The sequence below is a fragment of the Haloferax namakaokahaiae genome, assembly GCF_042663225.1.
Classification (GTDB): Archaea; Halobacteriota; Halobacteria; order Halobacteriales; family Haloferacaceae; genus Haloferax; species Haloferax namakaokahaiae.
Window position 1 is genome coordinate 988,767 of sequence record NZ_JBHTAA010000001.1, and the last position, 13,174, is coordinate 1,001,940.

Annotated in this window: 11 protein-coding genes and 1 other RNA gene; 4 read left to right on the plus strand and 8 right to left on the minus strand. The window is 63.5% G+C overall.

Translation table 11 applies throughout. The features are described from left to right. Positions 1-3 precede the first annotated feature (3 nt). The 3 genes from ACFQJC_RS05420 to rnpB form a co-directional block, all read right to left on the minus strand. Entirely contained in the window at positions 4-879 is an 876-nt protein-coding gene (locus tag ACFQJC_RS05420; RefSeq protein WP_390222231.1) for a hypothetical protein, read from the minus strand. Positions 880-930: 51 nt separating this feature from the next. Beyond that, complete coding sequence (locus ACFQJC_RS05425) at positions 931-1,986, minus strand: matrixin family metalloprotease (RefSeq protein WP_390222232.1); 1,056 nt, start codon at positions 1,984-1,986, stop codon at positions 931-933. Positions 1,987-2,083: 97 nt separating this feature from the next. Beyond that, an RNA gene (gene rnpB, locus ACFQJC_RS05430) (RNase P RNA component) lies at positions 2,084-2,499 on the minus strand. Positions 2,500-2,650: 151 nt separating this feature from the next. On the opposite strand from rnpB, the gene ACFQJC_RS05435 reads away from it, so the two are divergent. Continuing rightward, positions 2,651-3,253 carry a TIGR00296 family protein gene (locus ACFQJC_RS05435; RefSeq protein ID WP_390222233.1) on the plus strand — a complete coding sequence of 201 codons (603 nt, stop codon included), beginning with the start codon at positions 2,651-2,653 and terminating at the stop codon, positions 3,251-3,253. Positions 3,254-3,632: 379 nt separating this feature from the next. Continuing rightward, positions 3,633-4,658, plus strand: coding sequence for an aminoglycoside phosphotransferase family protein (locus tag ACFQJC_RS05440; RefSeq protein ID WP_390222234.1), 1,026 nt, complete (start codon positions 3,633-3,635; stop codon positions 4,656-4,658). Between the two features lie 5 nt (positions 4,659-4,663). On the opposite strand, the gene ACFQJC_RS05445 is transcribed toward ACFQJC_RS05440, so the two are convergent. From ACFQJC_RS05445 to ACFQJC_RS05460, 4 genes are all read right to left on the minus strand, one after another. Next, positions 4,664-5,815 (minus strand): nicotinate phosphoribosyltransferase, encoded by a 1,152-nt coding sequence (locus tag ACFQJC_RS05445; protein WP_390222235.1) that lies wholly within the window; start codon positions 5,813-5,815, stop codon positions 4,664-4,666. Between the two features lie 70 nt (positions 5,816-5,885). Continuing rightward, a complete protein-coding gene (locus ACFQJC_RS05450) occupies positions 5,886-7,280 on the minus strand; it encodes an Hvo_1808 family surface protein (RefSeq protein WP_390222236.1) in 1,395 nt (464 codons plus the stop codon). A 43-nt stretch (positions 7,281-7,323) separates the two neighbouring features. After that, positions 7,324-7,698: a DUF7979 domain-containing protein gene (locus tag ACFQJC_RS05455; RefSeq protein ID WP_390222237.1), complete on the minus strand. Its 375-nt coding sequence runs from the start codon at positions 7,696-7,698 to the stop codon at positions 7,324-7,326. A gap of 41 nt (positions 7,699-7,739) precedes the next feature. Beyond that, the gene (locus ACFQJC_RS05460; protein WP_390222238.1) at positions 7,740-9,203 is read right to left on the minus strand and encodes an Hvo_1808 family surface protein; all 1,464 of its coding nucleotides are present in this window, start codon (positions 9,201-9,203) and stop codon (positions 7,740-7,742) included. Positions 9,204-9,351: 148 nt separating this feature from the next. Between ACFQJC_RS05460 and ACFQJC_RS05465 the strand changes: the two genes are divergently transcribed. After that, positions 9,352-9,927 (plus strand): cysteine hydrolase family protein, encoded by a 576-nt coding sequence (locus ACFQJC_RS05465; RefSeq protein ID WP_390222239.1) that lies wholly within the window; start codon positions 9,352-9,354, stop codon positions 9,925-9,927. A gap of 3 nt (positions 9,928-9,930) precedes the next feature. On the opposite strand, the gene ACFQJC_RS05470 is transcribed toward ACFQJC_RS05465, so the two are convergent. Beyond that, positions 9,931-10,416 carry a PaaI family thioesterase gene (locus ACFQJC_RS05470; protein WP_390222240.1) on the minus strand — a complete coding sequence of 162 codons (486 nt, stop codon included), beginning with the start codon at positions 10,414-10,416 and terminating at the stop codon, positions 9,931-9,933. Positions 10,417-10,529: 113 nt separating this feature from the next. Between ACFQJC_RS05470 and ACFQJC_RS05475 the strand changes: the two genes are divergently transcribed. Then, positions 10,530-13,124: a sensor histidine kinase gene (locus ACFQJC_RS05475; protein WP_390222241.1), complete on the plus strand. Its 2,595-nt coding sequence runs from the start codon at positions 10,530-10,532 to the stop codon at positions 13,122-13,124. The last annotated feature ends 50 nt before the right edge of the window (positions 13,125-13,174 follow it).

Here is a 13,174-nt window from a genome sequence, read left to right on the forward strand (position 1 = left end):
GCCTCAGCGTTGCGAGCGAACCGCGAGGAGGACGAACAGCGCGCCGAACGTACCCAAGAACAACGAGAAGTACGTCGCAAACCCGCGACTCGCGCGAGGAAGGTCGCCGAACTGGAGGAGAACCCACGGAGCGACCGCAAGCGAGAGAAACCCGACACCGAACACCGCGAGCACCGCTGCGGCCGTTTTCGAGACACCGGTCTCCGTGTCCGATTCGTCGGCTATCGACGCGAGCGCAACGCTCACCTCGTCGGCCCTGTCGGCTGGGACGGACATGACCGACGGGCCAGACAATCCCTTCGTACCGACGTAGCGGAGTCGGAAGACCACGGTGTCGGCGACGGGGTAGGTCGAGAACGAACGTAGTCCGTCGAGGCTGTACTCGAAGGAGGACTGTTCGTTCTTCGGAATCGTGAACGTCTTTGCTTCCACGTCGAGGGTGCCGGTCCCGTGTCGAAGCCAGCGGACGACCAGGAGAGCGAGTCCCAGCACTGGAACGGCGTAGAAAAGCGAGGGGTAGCGAACGAAAGCGACGATAGCGACGGCACCGACGACGCAGGCGGCGATGGACGGACCGAGCCGAAACGCCGTGATATTGGGGAAAATCTTGGACAGTTCGCCGCGCGAGACGGCCGCCGCGACGACGACGTAAGAGACAGGTCCGCCGAAGAGGAGCGAAGCGGCGAGAACCATCAGCACCCCGTACTCACCCTCTCGGAGTAGACCGGGTGTAATCAAGACTATCAGTAGCAACGCGAGCAGGGCCATCCCGCCGAGGAGCGCGAGGATACCGTAGCGGAGGATGGTGCCGTCCCAATCCGACGCGTCGCTCGACCACGAAATGACACTCGCCGGTGGGAGCGTGTCAGCGGAGGGCACGTACCGGGGGTTGCCCGCGATGCTATTTCAAATTATGTCACTCCGGCGTCGTTAGGTCCACCACTCGCTCCGGCGCTCTTCGTACGTCGCAGACTGGAACGGTTCGGGCTTCTCGGCGTCGTCTTCGGCACCGAAGTAGTGGGCGAGCCAGTAGCCGACGTGCCACCCGACCGCGTCGGTTTCGAGGTCCACGAGGACGATTCGGAGACCGTCGTACGTTTCGAGCGCGCCGTCGCCGTCGGGGTCGTAGCCGCCGATACTCGCGCACGACCCGGCATCAGACCCACACGGGGAGGAGTTGGTAAAGGAAATCACGATGTCGGCGTCGGCAGGGTCGGAGACGAACGTGAACGTGAGGTTGTCGGGCATGCCCGCCGCGCCGTCCTCGTAGTAGTCGAGCGTCTGTTCGACCTGGTCACGGCTCCCAGCAGGGTCGCGCGCGTTCGCGTCGTCAACGTAGATGGAGAAGTCGGTGTGCAGCCACGGGAACTCGCGCTCGGTGGCGTTCGTCTGCGGAAGGGTGTAGAGTCTGCTCGTCGCCGCCATGAGCGACTGCGGGTCGTCGTCGTGGGATAACCCGAGGGTGTGTCCGAGTTCGTGGGCGACGATTTCGGTCGTCGAATCGTCGTTGAATCCGGTCTTGACGTACACCACGACAGGCGACTCTATCTGCGACTCGTCGGTGATGTAGGGCGCGCACCCGGCGGCATTGCCGTGGCCGCTACACTCCGGAACGTGGGACCTGAATTCGACGACGAGGTCCGGGTCGGTCGCATCCGGTTGCACGTCGTAGTCGATGTCGTAGCCGAGGTATCGGGTGTCTTCGTCTTCCCAGTAGGCCGTCGCGCTCTCGACGAACGTCGTGTAGTTCCTCCCGTCGTCCGGAGCGGTTATTCCGACGACGACCGGGTCACTCCCCCACGGACCCGTCGTGCGTTGGGACATCGCGGCTTCGGTTTTGGTCGCATCGTCCGTCGCCACGGCCGCAGTATCGGGTGAGGTGGTGTCCGACGCCGTGGTGGTCGAGTAGTCCGGGGCGACCGCAGACGGTGCGGTACACCCTGAGAGAAGAACCAGCGCGACGACACACCAGACGAGGAGACGCATACCTACTGAGGGTGATGGACCAGCATGAGGGTTTCTCAAATCGGTTAGTCACCGAGAAACTCACGACGCTCGGCGCTGTCGCTCGCGTGGTAAAAGCGGCTGAGAGGAGTAAGCCCCCTTCTGTTCGTCCCAGCATTCGGCTCAGCGTCCGCGTCCTCCTCGAACGAGACGTTCGAGGGCACGTCGGGCGAACCCGAGCGTGCTGTCCAGATTACCTTCGCGGCGCGGACTTGCACCGGTGAGGATTCGCCGTTCCATCCATTCTCGACCTTCTGCCCTCGGTGGGTTATCTTCCTCCCCTCTCGGGTCGGTTCGCGCACTCACGGGGGTTCCCGTTCGCGCCGGCAACGACCGGTGGTCGTCGCACGCACGTCATCGGTCGGGTCGAGGGGTCTCGTTTCTGTTCCAGAGCCAGCCGTCTCCGACTCCGGGCTTGCGCCCGGTCACCTATCCGGACGGTGGGGGGACTTTCCTCATGCCCGTCGCGGGCACGGGAGCCGGGCTCTCTCTGCCGACGTAAGGTAGTCTCGTCTCGTGGATAAGGGGTTCGATTACGCCGGTTCTAATCCGGTTTATGCGCGTGTTAATGCTGACACAGTTACACATAACATCCAATTAACACGAAGGGGAAGCGTTGAAGTCGCTTGGGGCCTTCATGTGGTATATGTCCGAGGCGCAGACCGTGCAACTCACCTATGAGGATGGGGCGAGGGCGGTCGAACTAGCGCGGGAATCGGTAGAATCGTACGTTCTCCATGGGCAACGAGAACAACCAGGCAGCATGAGAGACGCCTTCTACGCACGAACCGGTGCGTTCGTCCGAATCAAATCCACACGCGGTCGAGGGCGGCTCCGTGGCTGTGCCGGCGCGTATCGTGGCAAAGACCAACTCGGTCACGCCATCGTCGATGCGGCTATCAAAGCTTCGTCCGGCGACTCGTGTCAGACCGAAATCGAAGCCCCCGAACTCCCGAACCTGAACATCTCCGTTTGCATCGTTAAAAATTACACACTTACTAACGACCCAGTCGCAGACATCGAACTCGGGACCCACGGCGTCGCAATCGACGCCGACGGCAAGCACGGGTGGATGTACCCGACGCTGCCGGTCGAACTCGGCTGGTCGAAAGAACAACTCCTCACCAACGCCTGCCGCAAGGCCGGTCTCTCGCCGCTCGCGTGGCAAGACGAGGATACGATGGTCACGCTCTTCGAAGGGCAGGTCTTCCGCGAGCGCAACGACGGCGGCAGCGTCGAAGCGCTGTAAACCACCGACTGAATTCGGGTGACGCGACGTGCGGTACATCTTTACCGACATAGCGGCGCGACTGCACGTTTTTCGGAGTCGGCGTGCCGACCCCCACCCGAATAGTTTTATCAGTCACGTTTCAAGATAGGCTCGTGTTCCGAGTGGTCAATCCGATGCGTGTACGCTCCACAGCGTCGGGTGGACCCGTTCACGTGTGACGTGCTGGTAAGATAGCAGTCAGACGCTGGCCGTCGAAACCGACCGACTCGTTCTGAACCGATTGTTGACCGAACAGCGACAGCGACACGATACGCCACGATGGCACACGAACGACACAGTCACACGACGAAGCCAGCCAGCACGCATCGACCATCCCCACGCACGGAGTCCACTCGCCATGACGAATGAAGATTCGACACCCGACCGGTCGGATGTGGTTCGCGTTCTCCGGGACCTCGACTCGCTTCCCGGACACGACGAGTCACCGCCACGCGAGTGGACCATCGAGTCAGCTTCGACAGGATACAACGAGGTGTACGTCTGTACTCCCCCTAACTCGAACGAACCGAAGGTGGTCGTCAAGTTTGCGACCTACTCGACGCGAGGGCACTTCCGGGCGGGAGTCGCCGCATATCGACTGCTCGACGCGTACACCGATCTTTCGGTTCCGACCCTGTACGGGGTCGAACTGGACGGCGAGGCGACACCGCCAGCGATCGTCATGGAGTTTCTGCCGGGGGAGAGTCTCGCCGAAGGGTTTCTCGATACTGCACGCGTCACCAACCCAGATGCGGTCCGACTGGTCGGCGAAATCATCGCCGCGTCCGCGACGATTCCCGACCACGCTACCGAGGACTACGGATACATTCGAGACCACGAACGACGCCCAAGTGGGCCGTGCGCAGTCGGAAACTACGACGACTGTCGGTCGTGGTTCCTCGACTACGCGGCGCAACTGTACTCGAACCCGCCAGAACACGAAGCACTCCAATCGGCCGTTCCCGAGGTGAGGTCGTACCTTCGTGCGAACGCCGACCGCCTCCCGAAGACACCCACGCAGTCCGTCGTCGTCACCGACTTCTCACCCGAGAACTTGCTGAGTTCCGACGGCACCCCACCCACCAGCCTCGACGGAGTAACGGGAATCATCGACTTAGAGCGCGCGAAATTGGCACCCGCGGAATTCGCGGCGGTGAACGTAGAGTACCTCCTGACGCGGTTCGTCTCCGACACGAGTGCCGTCAAAGAAGCGCTCTACGACCCGCTTCCGTTCTCGGCAGAGATGCCCGCCCGCGACCTGTATCGACTGATTGCGATGGGCCGGTCCGTCGGAGGACTGCCGCACTGGTACGAACCGGGAAGTGGAACCTTCGAAGAAAGAGGGAACGCAATCGCGTCGGAAATCGAGGAGATGCTCGACTGAGAGACTTACTCCGCGCCGAAGCCGACGCGTTCGGCGTCCCGCGCCGAGTAGTCGGCCGCCGCGTCGATATCGAACTCGCGGACGAGTTCGCCGTCGCGGATGAGCGGTTCGAGCAACGGCGTCGCATCGTCGGGCGCGTCCTGCCCGCGAAGGCCGATGTGGTGGCCGCCGTCGTCGGTGCGGTAGACCTCCTTCGCGCCGGAGAGTTTGCCGCGTTTTGCCGCGAGTTCGCCCTCGACTTCGACGATGTCGAGCGCGAAATCGACCGGGTTCGCGTTGGAGATGTAGCCGCCGACGCCGAACCCGGAGACCACGTCGCGCAGTTCGCGCAGCTCCTCGGGGCCGAGACCGCCGCTCACGAAGATACCCACGTCTTCGTGGCCGCGGGCGTCGAGTTCCCAGCGAACCTCGCGGACGATGTGACGGAAGTCCCCGCGACGCGACGAGGTGGTGTCGAGACGGACGCTGTCGAGGTTGTCGCCGAGCGCATCGACCGCCGTGAGGACTTCGCCGACCTCGTCGCCGTAGGTGTCACAGAGCGCGACCCGCGGGACGCCCTCTGGGACTGCCTCGTCGAAGGCGCGGAAGGCGGCTTCCTGTTCGTCGCGGCCGAAAGCGATGACGAGCGCGTGGGGCATGGTGCCGCTGGCTTCGCGGCCGAGAATCTCCCCGGCGGCGACGTGCGAGAAGCCGTCGAGGCCGGCGACGAGCGCGCTTCGTTCGACCATCGCGGCGATAGACGGGTGGACGTGGCGCGCGCCGAACGAGAGGACGATAGAGTCGGGCGCGGCGACTCGCGCTTCGAGGGCCGCCGTCGCGCACCCGGAGGCGTGCGAGAGAAAGCCGAGCAGCGAGGTTTCGAGGCGGGCGAAGTCGAGGTAGTCGCCTTCGATTCGCATGACTGGACCGCCGTCGAAGAGGCAGCCCTCGGGGACGGCATCGACGTCGAGGTCGTGGCCTTCGAGCAGCGCCGCCGCGTCTTTGACGCCGGCGAACACCTCGAACTCCCCGTCGGGGAACTGGTCTGCGGTCACCTCGGCGACGACGTGGGGGTTCTTCCCCGCGTGCCGAAGCGTCGCCTCGGTCCGCTGGAAGTAAGCATCGGTCGCGTCGCCGTCGCGGATGGCGTCGGGACCGACGATGTCGAACTCGGTCATTTCCCGTCAATTCCATCCGAGCGATGAAAAGGTTGCATAATCGGTCCGGGCGGTCGAAGAGGAATTTTCTTCAATCGCCGTTAGAATGGACTGCGTCCAACGCCTCGACCGTCGGCGCGTTGACGACGGTCACCGTGTCGCCGTCTCGCGTCACGCGATAGGCGTCCGCGAACGGTCCCTCGTCGATGACGTAGGTGTTTGGCGCGACGCGAGAGGCGCCCATCCGGAGTTGGAGCATGACCTTCGTGTAGGTCGCCTCGAAGTTCTCCGCATCGGCGTCGGTGTCCCACGTGATTCGCCAGACGTAGGCGCGCTGGTCGGGGTTCTCGGTGGCGACCGTTTCGTTGGCGGGGCGGTACGGAACCACGAGGTCACCCGCCCATCCCGACGACGGCCCGCTCGTGTAGTTGTACGCCGAGTACGCGCCCGTATTCCGCTGGAGTTTGCCGCGGTCGATGGCGCGGTTCGCCCGCAACATCGCGTAGATGGAGGCTTCGCCCACCGTGTCCCCGGCCGGGTCGTGGTCGAACCGACTCCAGTTCTCGTTCGAGCGGTCTTCGATTTCGACCGCAACCGGGCGTTCGTCGGGGTAGCGGGCCGGATACAGGAGTTGTTCAGTGGAAACGGGGGGGTTCGCGTAGGCGTCGTTCACCGCCTCCCAGCCACCGCGTTCGTGGAGTTCCGAGACGAACGTCGGCCCCTCACTGTACGGCGTGTAGATGACGAGGAACACCGAGAAGTCGAACGACCCGCCGGACGCCTCGCGCTCCGGTCGGGGGACGCACTCCCACTCCTCGCCGCACCGGTCGCCGTAGAGGTACTCGACGTAGCGCGCGTCGCCCTCGGTGAGACCGTTATCTGCGAGTTGTTCGTCCTGCGTCGGTGGCGACGCGTCGAGTCCGAAGTGCTGGTCTTGGAGGGCATGCACGAGTTCGTGCGCCAGCGTCCCGCGCTCGATAGCCGGCGTGGGACTGTCGCTGACGATGACGATTCGGTCCTCGGCCGGGTCGTAGTAACCGAGCACCACACCGCCGTACAACTCGTCGAACACCTCCTCGATGGTTCGGTCCTCGCCGACGAGCAAGAGCGCCTCCCAGACCTGGTCGTTCCAGTCGGCGTGGACGGGGTCAGTTGGCGCGTCGGACTGCGCTCGGTACTCCTCGCGGGTGATGACTTCGACGGGGACTGGCTCTTCGAATTCGAGTTGGCGAACGAGTTCGACCCGCGCCATCGTTCGGGCGACGAACGCCTCGCGTTCGCTCGCGTTCAAGCCGTCGGACTGGTCGATGTCGATGGACTCGTTGTGCCAGTAACCGTTCTCCCACCCGAGTCTGTCAGTGGGTGGGTCGTCGGGCCACGACCAGTCGTCAGCCGACTGCGACAGTGTCGGGTCTGCGACTGGCGCGGCACACCCCGAGACGAGGAGGAGGAGGGCGGCGAGAATCGGTGCGAGGTGTGACCGCATCTATGCGAACCTGCGCGGGAGAGGAGAAAAGGAGTTCGGCGCGTTAGCAGACGACGATAAACGTTTGATAGGTCGTGTTTCCCTTTTCGACGTAGCGCGAACTTTTCCAGAACCAATACGCCTCCGTTCCTCGACCGAACGAGACGCCTCCGTTTAGTTCTCGGTCGAACTCTGACTGCCGGTCCGCGGGCATTTCGTCGTACTCTGTGATGGATTCGTCGTCGGGGACTGACTCGACAGCGGAGGTGTAGAGACTGGCGTTGCAGTCGTGAGACGAGGTAGTTTGAGTAGTCGTCGTCGAGGTCTCCGAGGCCGTCGTCTCAGTCGTCGCCGTCACTATCTCATCGGTCGCAACGGGCGCACCAACACATCCAGTAAGAAGCACGAGGAGAGCAACGGGGAGGAGAAAACGGGCCATGCCACCCAATGAGAGGTGACAGCTAAGTATCTTGTCGCAAGTTACGACGCCAGTTCGGGTCGAATTTGGTCCACGTCTTCGGGTTCGGGTCCGTTGACGATGGTGACGCGCGTCCCGTCGCGGACGACGCGGAAGGCGTCGTTGAACTCGCCGTCGGGGACGACGTAGATGCCGTTGTCGAGAGTGTTGACGCCGTTCGCTCGAAGGATGTTCAGGTAGGCCGTCTCGAACTGTTTGGCGTCCTGTTCGGTGTCCCACTCGGTCACCCAGACGTAGCCGTACTCGGTCTCACCGCTGCCGGTCGTCTTGTAGGGGAACAGGCGGTCGTTCCCCCATCCCGCGGAGGGTTTCGCGTCGTAGTTGTACGTGTCGTACTGGTCGCTCGTATCGAGCAGGCCGCGGATGTTGATGGTGTCAGCGCCGTTCATCCGCGCTTGGTACCACATCATCGCGTAGATGGAGGCCTCGCCGACGGTGTCAGAGCCGTCTTCGCCCTGATTGGGGAAGGTCTCCCAGCCGTTCGTGGCGGTGCTCTCGAACTCGATGGGAACCGGCTCTTCGTCGGTGAGGTGAATCGTCTGCTCGGAAGAGACCGGCGGGTTGCGAAGCGCGTCGTTCACGGCTTCCCAGCCACCCTGCTCGTAGAGCGAGTGGACGTACACCGGACCGTCCGAGTACGGTTGATAGATGGTCAAGAGGACGCCGAGGTTCGGCCCAGCGCCGCCCGACCCACCCGACCCCGACCCGCCGTTGGCGGCGGGCGGGGCGACACAGTCCCACTCGCCGGAATTACAGCGCTCGGAGTACTGCTTTTCGACGTACGAAGCGTCGCCTTCGACGATGCCGTCGATAGCGAGGTCACCGTCTTGGGTCTGGCCCGAAAAGCGCTCGCTGGTGAGGTCGAAGTGCTGGTCTTGGAGGGCGTGGACCAGTTCGTGCGCGAGCGTGGCGTTGTCGATAGTCGGCGAGTCGGGCGTGCCGGTCACGACTTTGATTTCGCCCGCCCGCGGCGAGTAGAAGCCGAGGACGGCGCTACTGGTCGTGTTGCCGATGGCGCTCGAACTACTCTCTCGCTCGCCGGTGATAAAGAGCGCCTCCCAGACTTGGTCGTTCCAGCGGTTGAACTCCGAGTCGGACGCGCCGGTGTTGTTCGCGCTCCCTTGTCGGTACTCGTCACGCGAAATCACATCGACTGGGGCCTCCTCTTTAAATTCGAGTTGGCGAATGTGTTCGACACGCGCCATCGACCGAGCGACGTAGGCTTCGACTTCGGCGTCGCTCAGGCCGTCGGACTGATTCACGTCTATCGATTCGTCGTACCAATACCCGTTCTCCCACCCGAGCACGTCGCTGTCGGGGTCAGAGAACCCGTCTCGGTCCGGTGTCGAAGTCTGCGTCGTCTCCTGCGACGGCGCGGAGGCAGCGGGCCCGGAAACTGGTGCCGCGCACCCTGCGAGGACGACGAGGGCGACGACGAGAAGCACGCGGGGACCTGTCATTCGCATACATGATTCTTAGCCCGCACAGTGAAGTACCTTGTCTGATTCACTCACGCAGGAGTCTCCCGGTTGGCGACGAGTTGCGCGCCCTCGTTCGACTCTCCCCAGCGCTCACTCGCCGCACCATTTTGGTTCGCGCCGCCCAAGTTCGCGTATGAAGTTTACACCGAGTGAGACGGCTATCGTCGTCGTGGACATGCAGAACGGCTTCTGTCACCCGGAGGGGAGCCTCTACGCGGCCGGGAGCGAGGCCGCAATCGAACCCGTCACCGAGTTGGTCGCCGCGGCCCGCGAAGCAGGCGCGCGAATCGTCTACACCCGCGACGTGCACCCACCCGACCAGTTCGACGACTCGCACTACTACGACGAGTTCGAGCGCTGGGGCGAACACGTCGTCGAGGGGACGTGGGACGCCGAACACCTCGCCGAACTCGACGTGCGCGAGGAGGACCTCGTCGTCGAGAAACACACCTACGACGCCTTCTACGAGACGCAACTCGACGGCTGGCTCGCCGCCCACGGCGTCCACGACCTCCTCCTCTGCGGAACGCTCGCCAACGTCTGCGTCCTCCACACCGCGGGCAGCGCCGGCTTGCGCGACTACCGGCCGGTGCTCGTCACCGACGCAATCGGGGCGCTCGAAGACGCCCACAAGGAGTACGCCGTCGAACACGCCGAGTGGTTGTTCGGCGAGACGGCGACGCTCGAAGATATCGAATTCCAGAGATAGAAATTAGTCGCGGAAGAGTCGGTACGCGCCCTGTCCGGTCGCCACCGCGTCGTCCCACTCGTTCGCGGGCGTGGTGCGAGCGGCAACGTCCTCGTCGTCCTCGGGGTCGGTGCTGACGACCGTAATCGTGCTGACGCCGACGCTTCCACCAGCGCGGACCACGTCGGCGACGGCCGTGAGGTCGCCCGACGCGCGTCGGAGGTAGTTCACGTTGAGATTGATAGTGGCGACGCCGCCGGAGAGCGGGTCGTCGAACGTAGTTCGGAGCGCAATCCCGCCCGCGGTGTCGATAAGCGTGGCGGCGATACCGCCGTGAATCGTCGGCGGCGACACGGTGTTGGTGAGTTTCTCGTCGTACGGGATGGTCATCACGAGACGACCGCGTTCGATGGCATCGACCTGCGTGTTGAGCCACGAGAGATAGCCGTGTTCCTCCTCGATGTGCCGCTGGACGATGGTGGCGGCTTCCGCGGGGAATTCTTCGCTCATGGCACGACTGAAGCGGCCCGCTGTCATGTAAGCGACGGTCGCCAGTCGGTCGAAATGCGGGCCGACGTATCGGCGAGCGTGGGATATATACCGAATGCCGTGGGTCAACACATATGCAGGGATTCCGTGTCCTTCTCGTCGCCTCAGAGGCGACATCCGCACTCGACGCCGCGCTTGCAAACCGTGGCCTTCGTGTCGAGCAGCGAGCAGAGAAGGACGCGGTGTTCGAATCGGGCACCGATTCTCCAGACTGTGTCGTCGTCGTCGGGGAGTTCGACACCGGGTTCCTCTCGCGGGTCAAGACGCACGTCGGGTCGGTTCCCGTGTTCTTCGTCACGGACGGCGACGGGTCGGCGGCCGACAACGAGGGCGTCACGAACGGTGCGTCGGTCATCGACCACCCACAGACGGAGAGCGAACGTGCGGCGCTCGCCGCGCGCATCGAGCGAGCGACGCAGTTCGCCGACTGGTCGTCGCCGGGCGAACCGGACTCGCTGTATCGAACGGTGGTCGAACAGAGCTTCGATGCGATTTTCATCGCCCAAGACGGCGGGTTCCAGTTCTGGAACCGAAAACTCACCGAGTTGACCGGGTTAGACGACGCCGAACTGAGCGAGACGCCGCTACTCGATGTCATCCACCCAGACGACCGCGAGCGCGTCGCATCCATCTCCGAGCGCCGGCGGTCGGGGTCGGACGCCCCGGAACGCTACGACGTTCGCATCGTCACCGCCGACGGGGAGACGCGGCAGTGCCAAGTGAACGTCAAAGACATCGAGTACCACGACAACTACGGCGTGCTCGTCTCGATGCACGACGTCACCGAGCAGCGCGAGACCGAAGCGCGATTTCGGGCGTTCGTCGAGAACAGTCGAGACATCGTCTCGTTCATCGATACCGACGGCAACATCCGTTACCACAGCCCGGCGGTCGAATCCGTCCTCGGCTACACGCCAGACGAGCAGATTGGTCGGTCTGTCTTCGACTTCGTTCACCCCGAGGACCGAAGTGAAATCGAGCGAGCCTACCGAGACGCAGTCGGAGAGGAGTCGAACGCCGGCAAGTCCTATCGGTATCGCTACCGCCACGCCGACGGCTCGTGGGTCTGGTTAGAGTCGATTGGCTCTCGTCAGCACTCGTCGCTACTGGACGGATTCGTCGTCAGTTCGCGCGACGTCACCGAACAGCAACGCCGCGAGTCGCAACTCGAACAGTACGAGACGATTATCGAGAGCATCCAACTCGGTGCCTACGTCGTCGATTCCGACTGCGTCATCCAGTACGTCAACGAGGCGGCGATGTCGAAGATTGGAGTACCGCGAGGGCGGTTCGTCGGAGAACACGTCTCGGCTGCCGTCGAGAGCGGCATCGTCACCGAGGCACAGTTCGAACGCATCGAATCGGTTCTCGATTCGGTGTTAGCCGGGGAGACCGATGGCGTGCGATTCGAAGTTCCGATATCGTCCAGTGGTCGGTCACGAGTCGTCGATTTCGGGATTACGCCCGTCGTCGAAGACGATGGGTCGATAACCGGCGCGGTCGGCATCGCCACCGACATCACCGACCAGAAGTTGTACGAACAGCGCCTCAACGCGCTCCACTCGGCCTCACGAGACCTGAGTGCCGAGACAACGCGGGAGGGCGTCGCAGAAATCGTCTCGGAAGTCACCGCCGACGCGCTCGAATACGAAGTCAACCGAGTGTTCCTCTACGACGAGGCGACCGACGCGCTCGTTCCGACGGCCGCGACGGAGGCGGCGACGGCCATCTCGGAAGCCGTCACGCCGGTCACTCGAAATCCGGGGCGTCTCTGGGCGGTGTTCGAGTCGGGCGAGGACCGTTTGCTTCCAGACGTTACGTCGGGAACGTGGAGCGAGGAGACGCCGATGGGCGAGACGCACGCGGAGTTGCTCGTCTCGATTCCGAGTCACGGCGTCCTCGTCATCTGCGAAGACGACGAAGCGATGTTACGCGACCACCGTCGTCCGTTGGCGAAAGTGCTGGCGTCGAACACGAAAGCCGCACTCGACAGGGTCGAACGCGAGCAACTCCTGCGACGACGCGAAGCGGAACTCGCACGACAGAACGAACAACTCGACTCGTTCGCCTCGGCCGTCTCGCACGACTTGCAGAACCCGCTCAACGTTGCGATGGGGTATCTCGAACTCGCCAAGGAGACCTGCGATGCGCCCGAGTTGGACCGAATCGGCGAAGCACACGAACGGATGTCCGCAATCGTACAGGACGTGTTGGCGCTCGCTCAGAACGGCCAGCGAGTCGAAGAGGTCGAACCGGTGTCGCTCACGCAGGCCGCGCTCGAAGCGTGGAACATCGTCTCGCCGGGCACGCCGGACGCGTCACTCGAAATCGACACCTCACTCACCATCGACGCGCACCCGGGTCGCTTGCGACAACTGCTCGAAAACCTCCTGTCGAACGCGATTCGGTACGGTGGTGACGACGTGACGGTCAGCATCGGCCCACTCGACGACCGCAACGGGTTCTACGTCGAAGACGACGGCCCCGGAATCGACGACGACGAACGCCCGCGAATCTTCGAAGCGGGCTACACGACCGGCAGTGAAGGAACTGGATTCGGCCTGAACATCGTCCAGAGCATCGTGAGTGCACACGGCTGGAGCATCTGGTTCACGGACGGTGTCGAGGGCGGTGCGCGATTCGAAATCACGACGGAAGCCGACCGCTGAGGGTCGCAAACGATACCCACAGTGTAAACGCCTAACCGCTGGGCGACGCA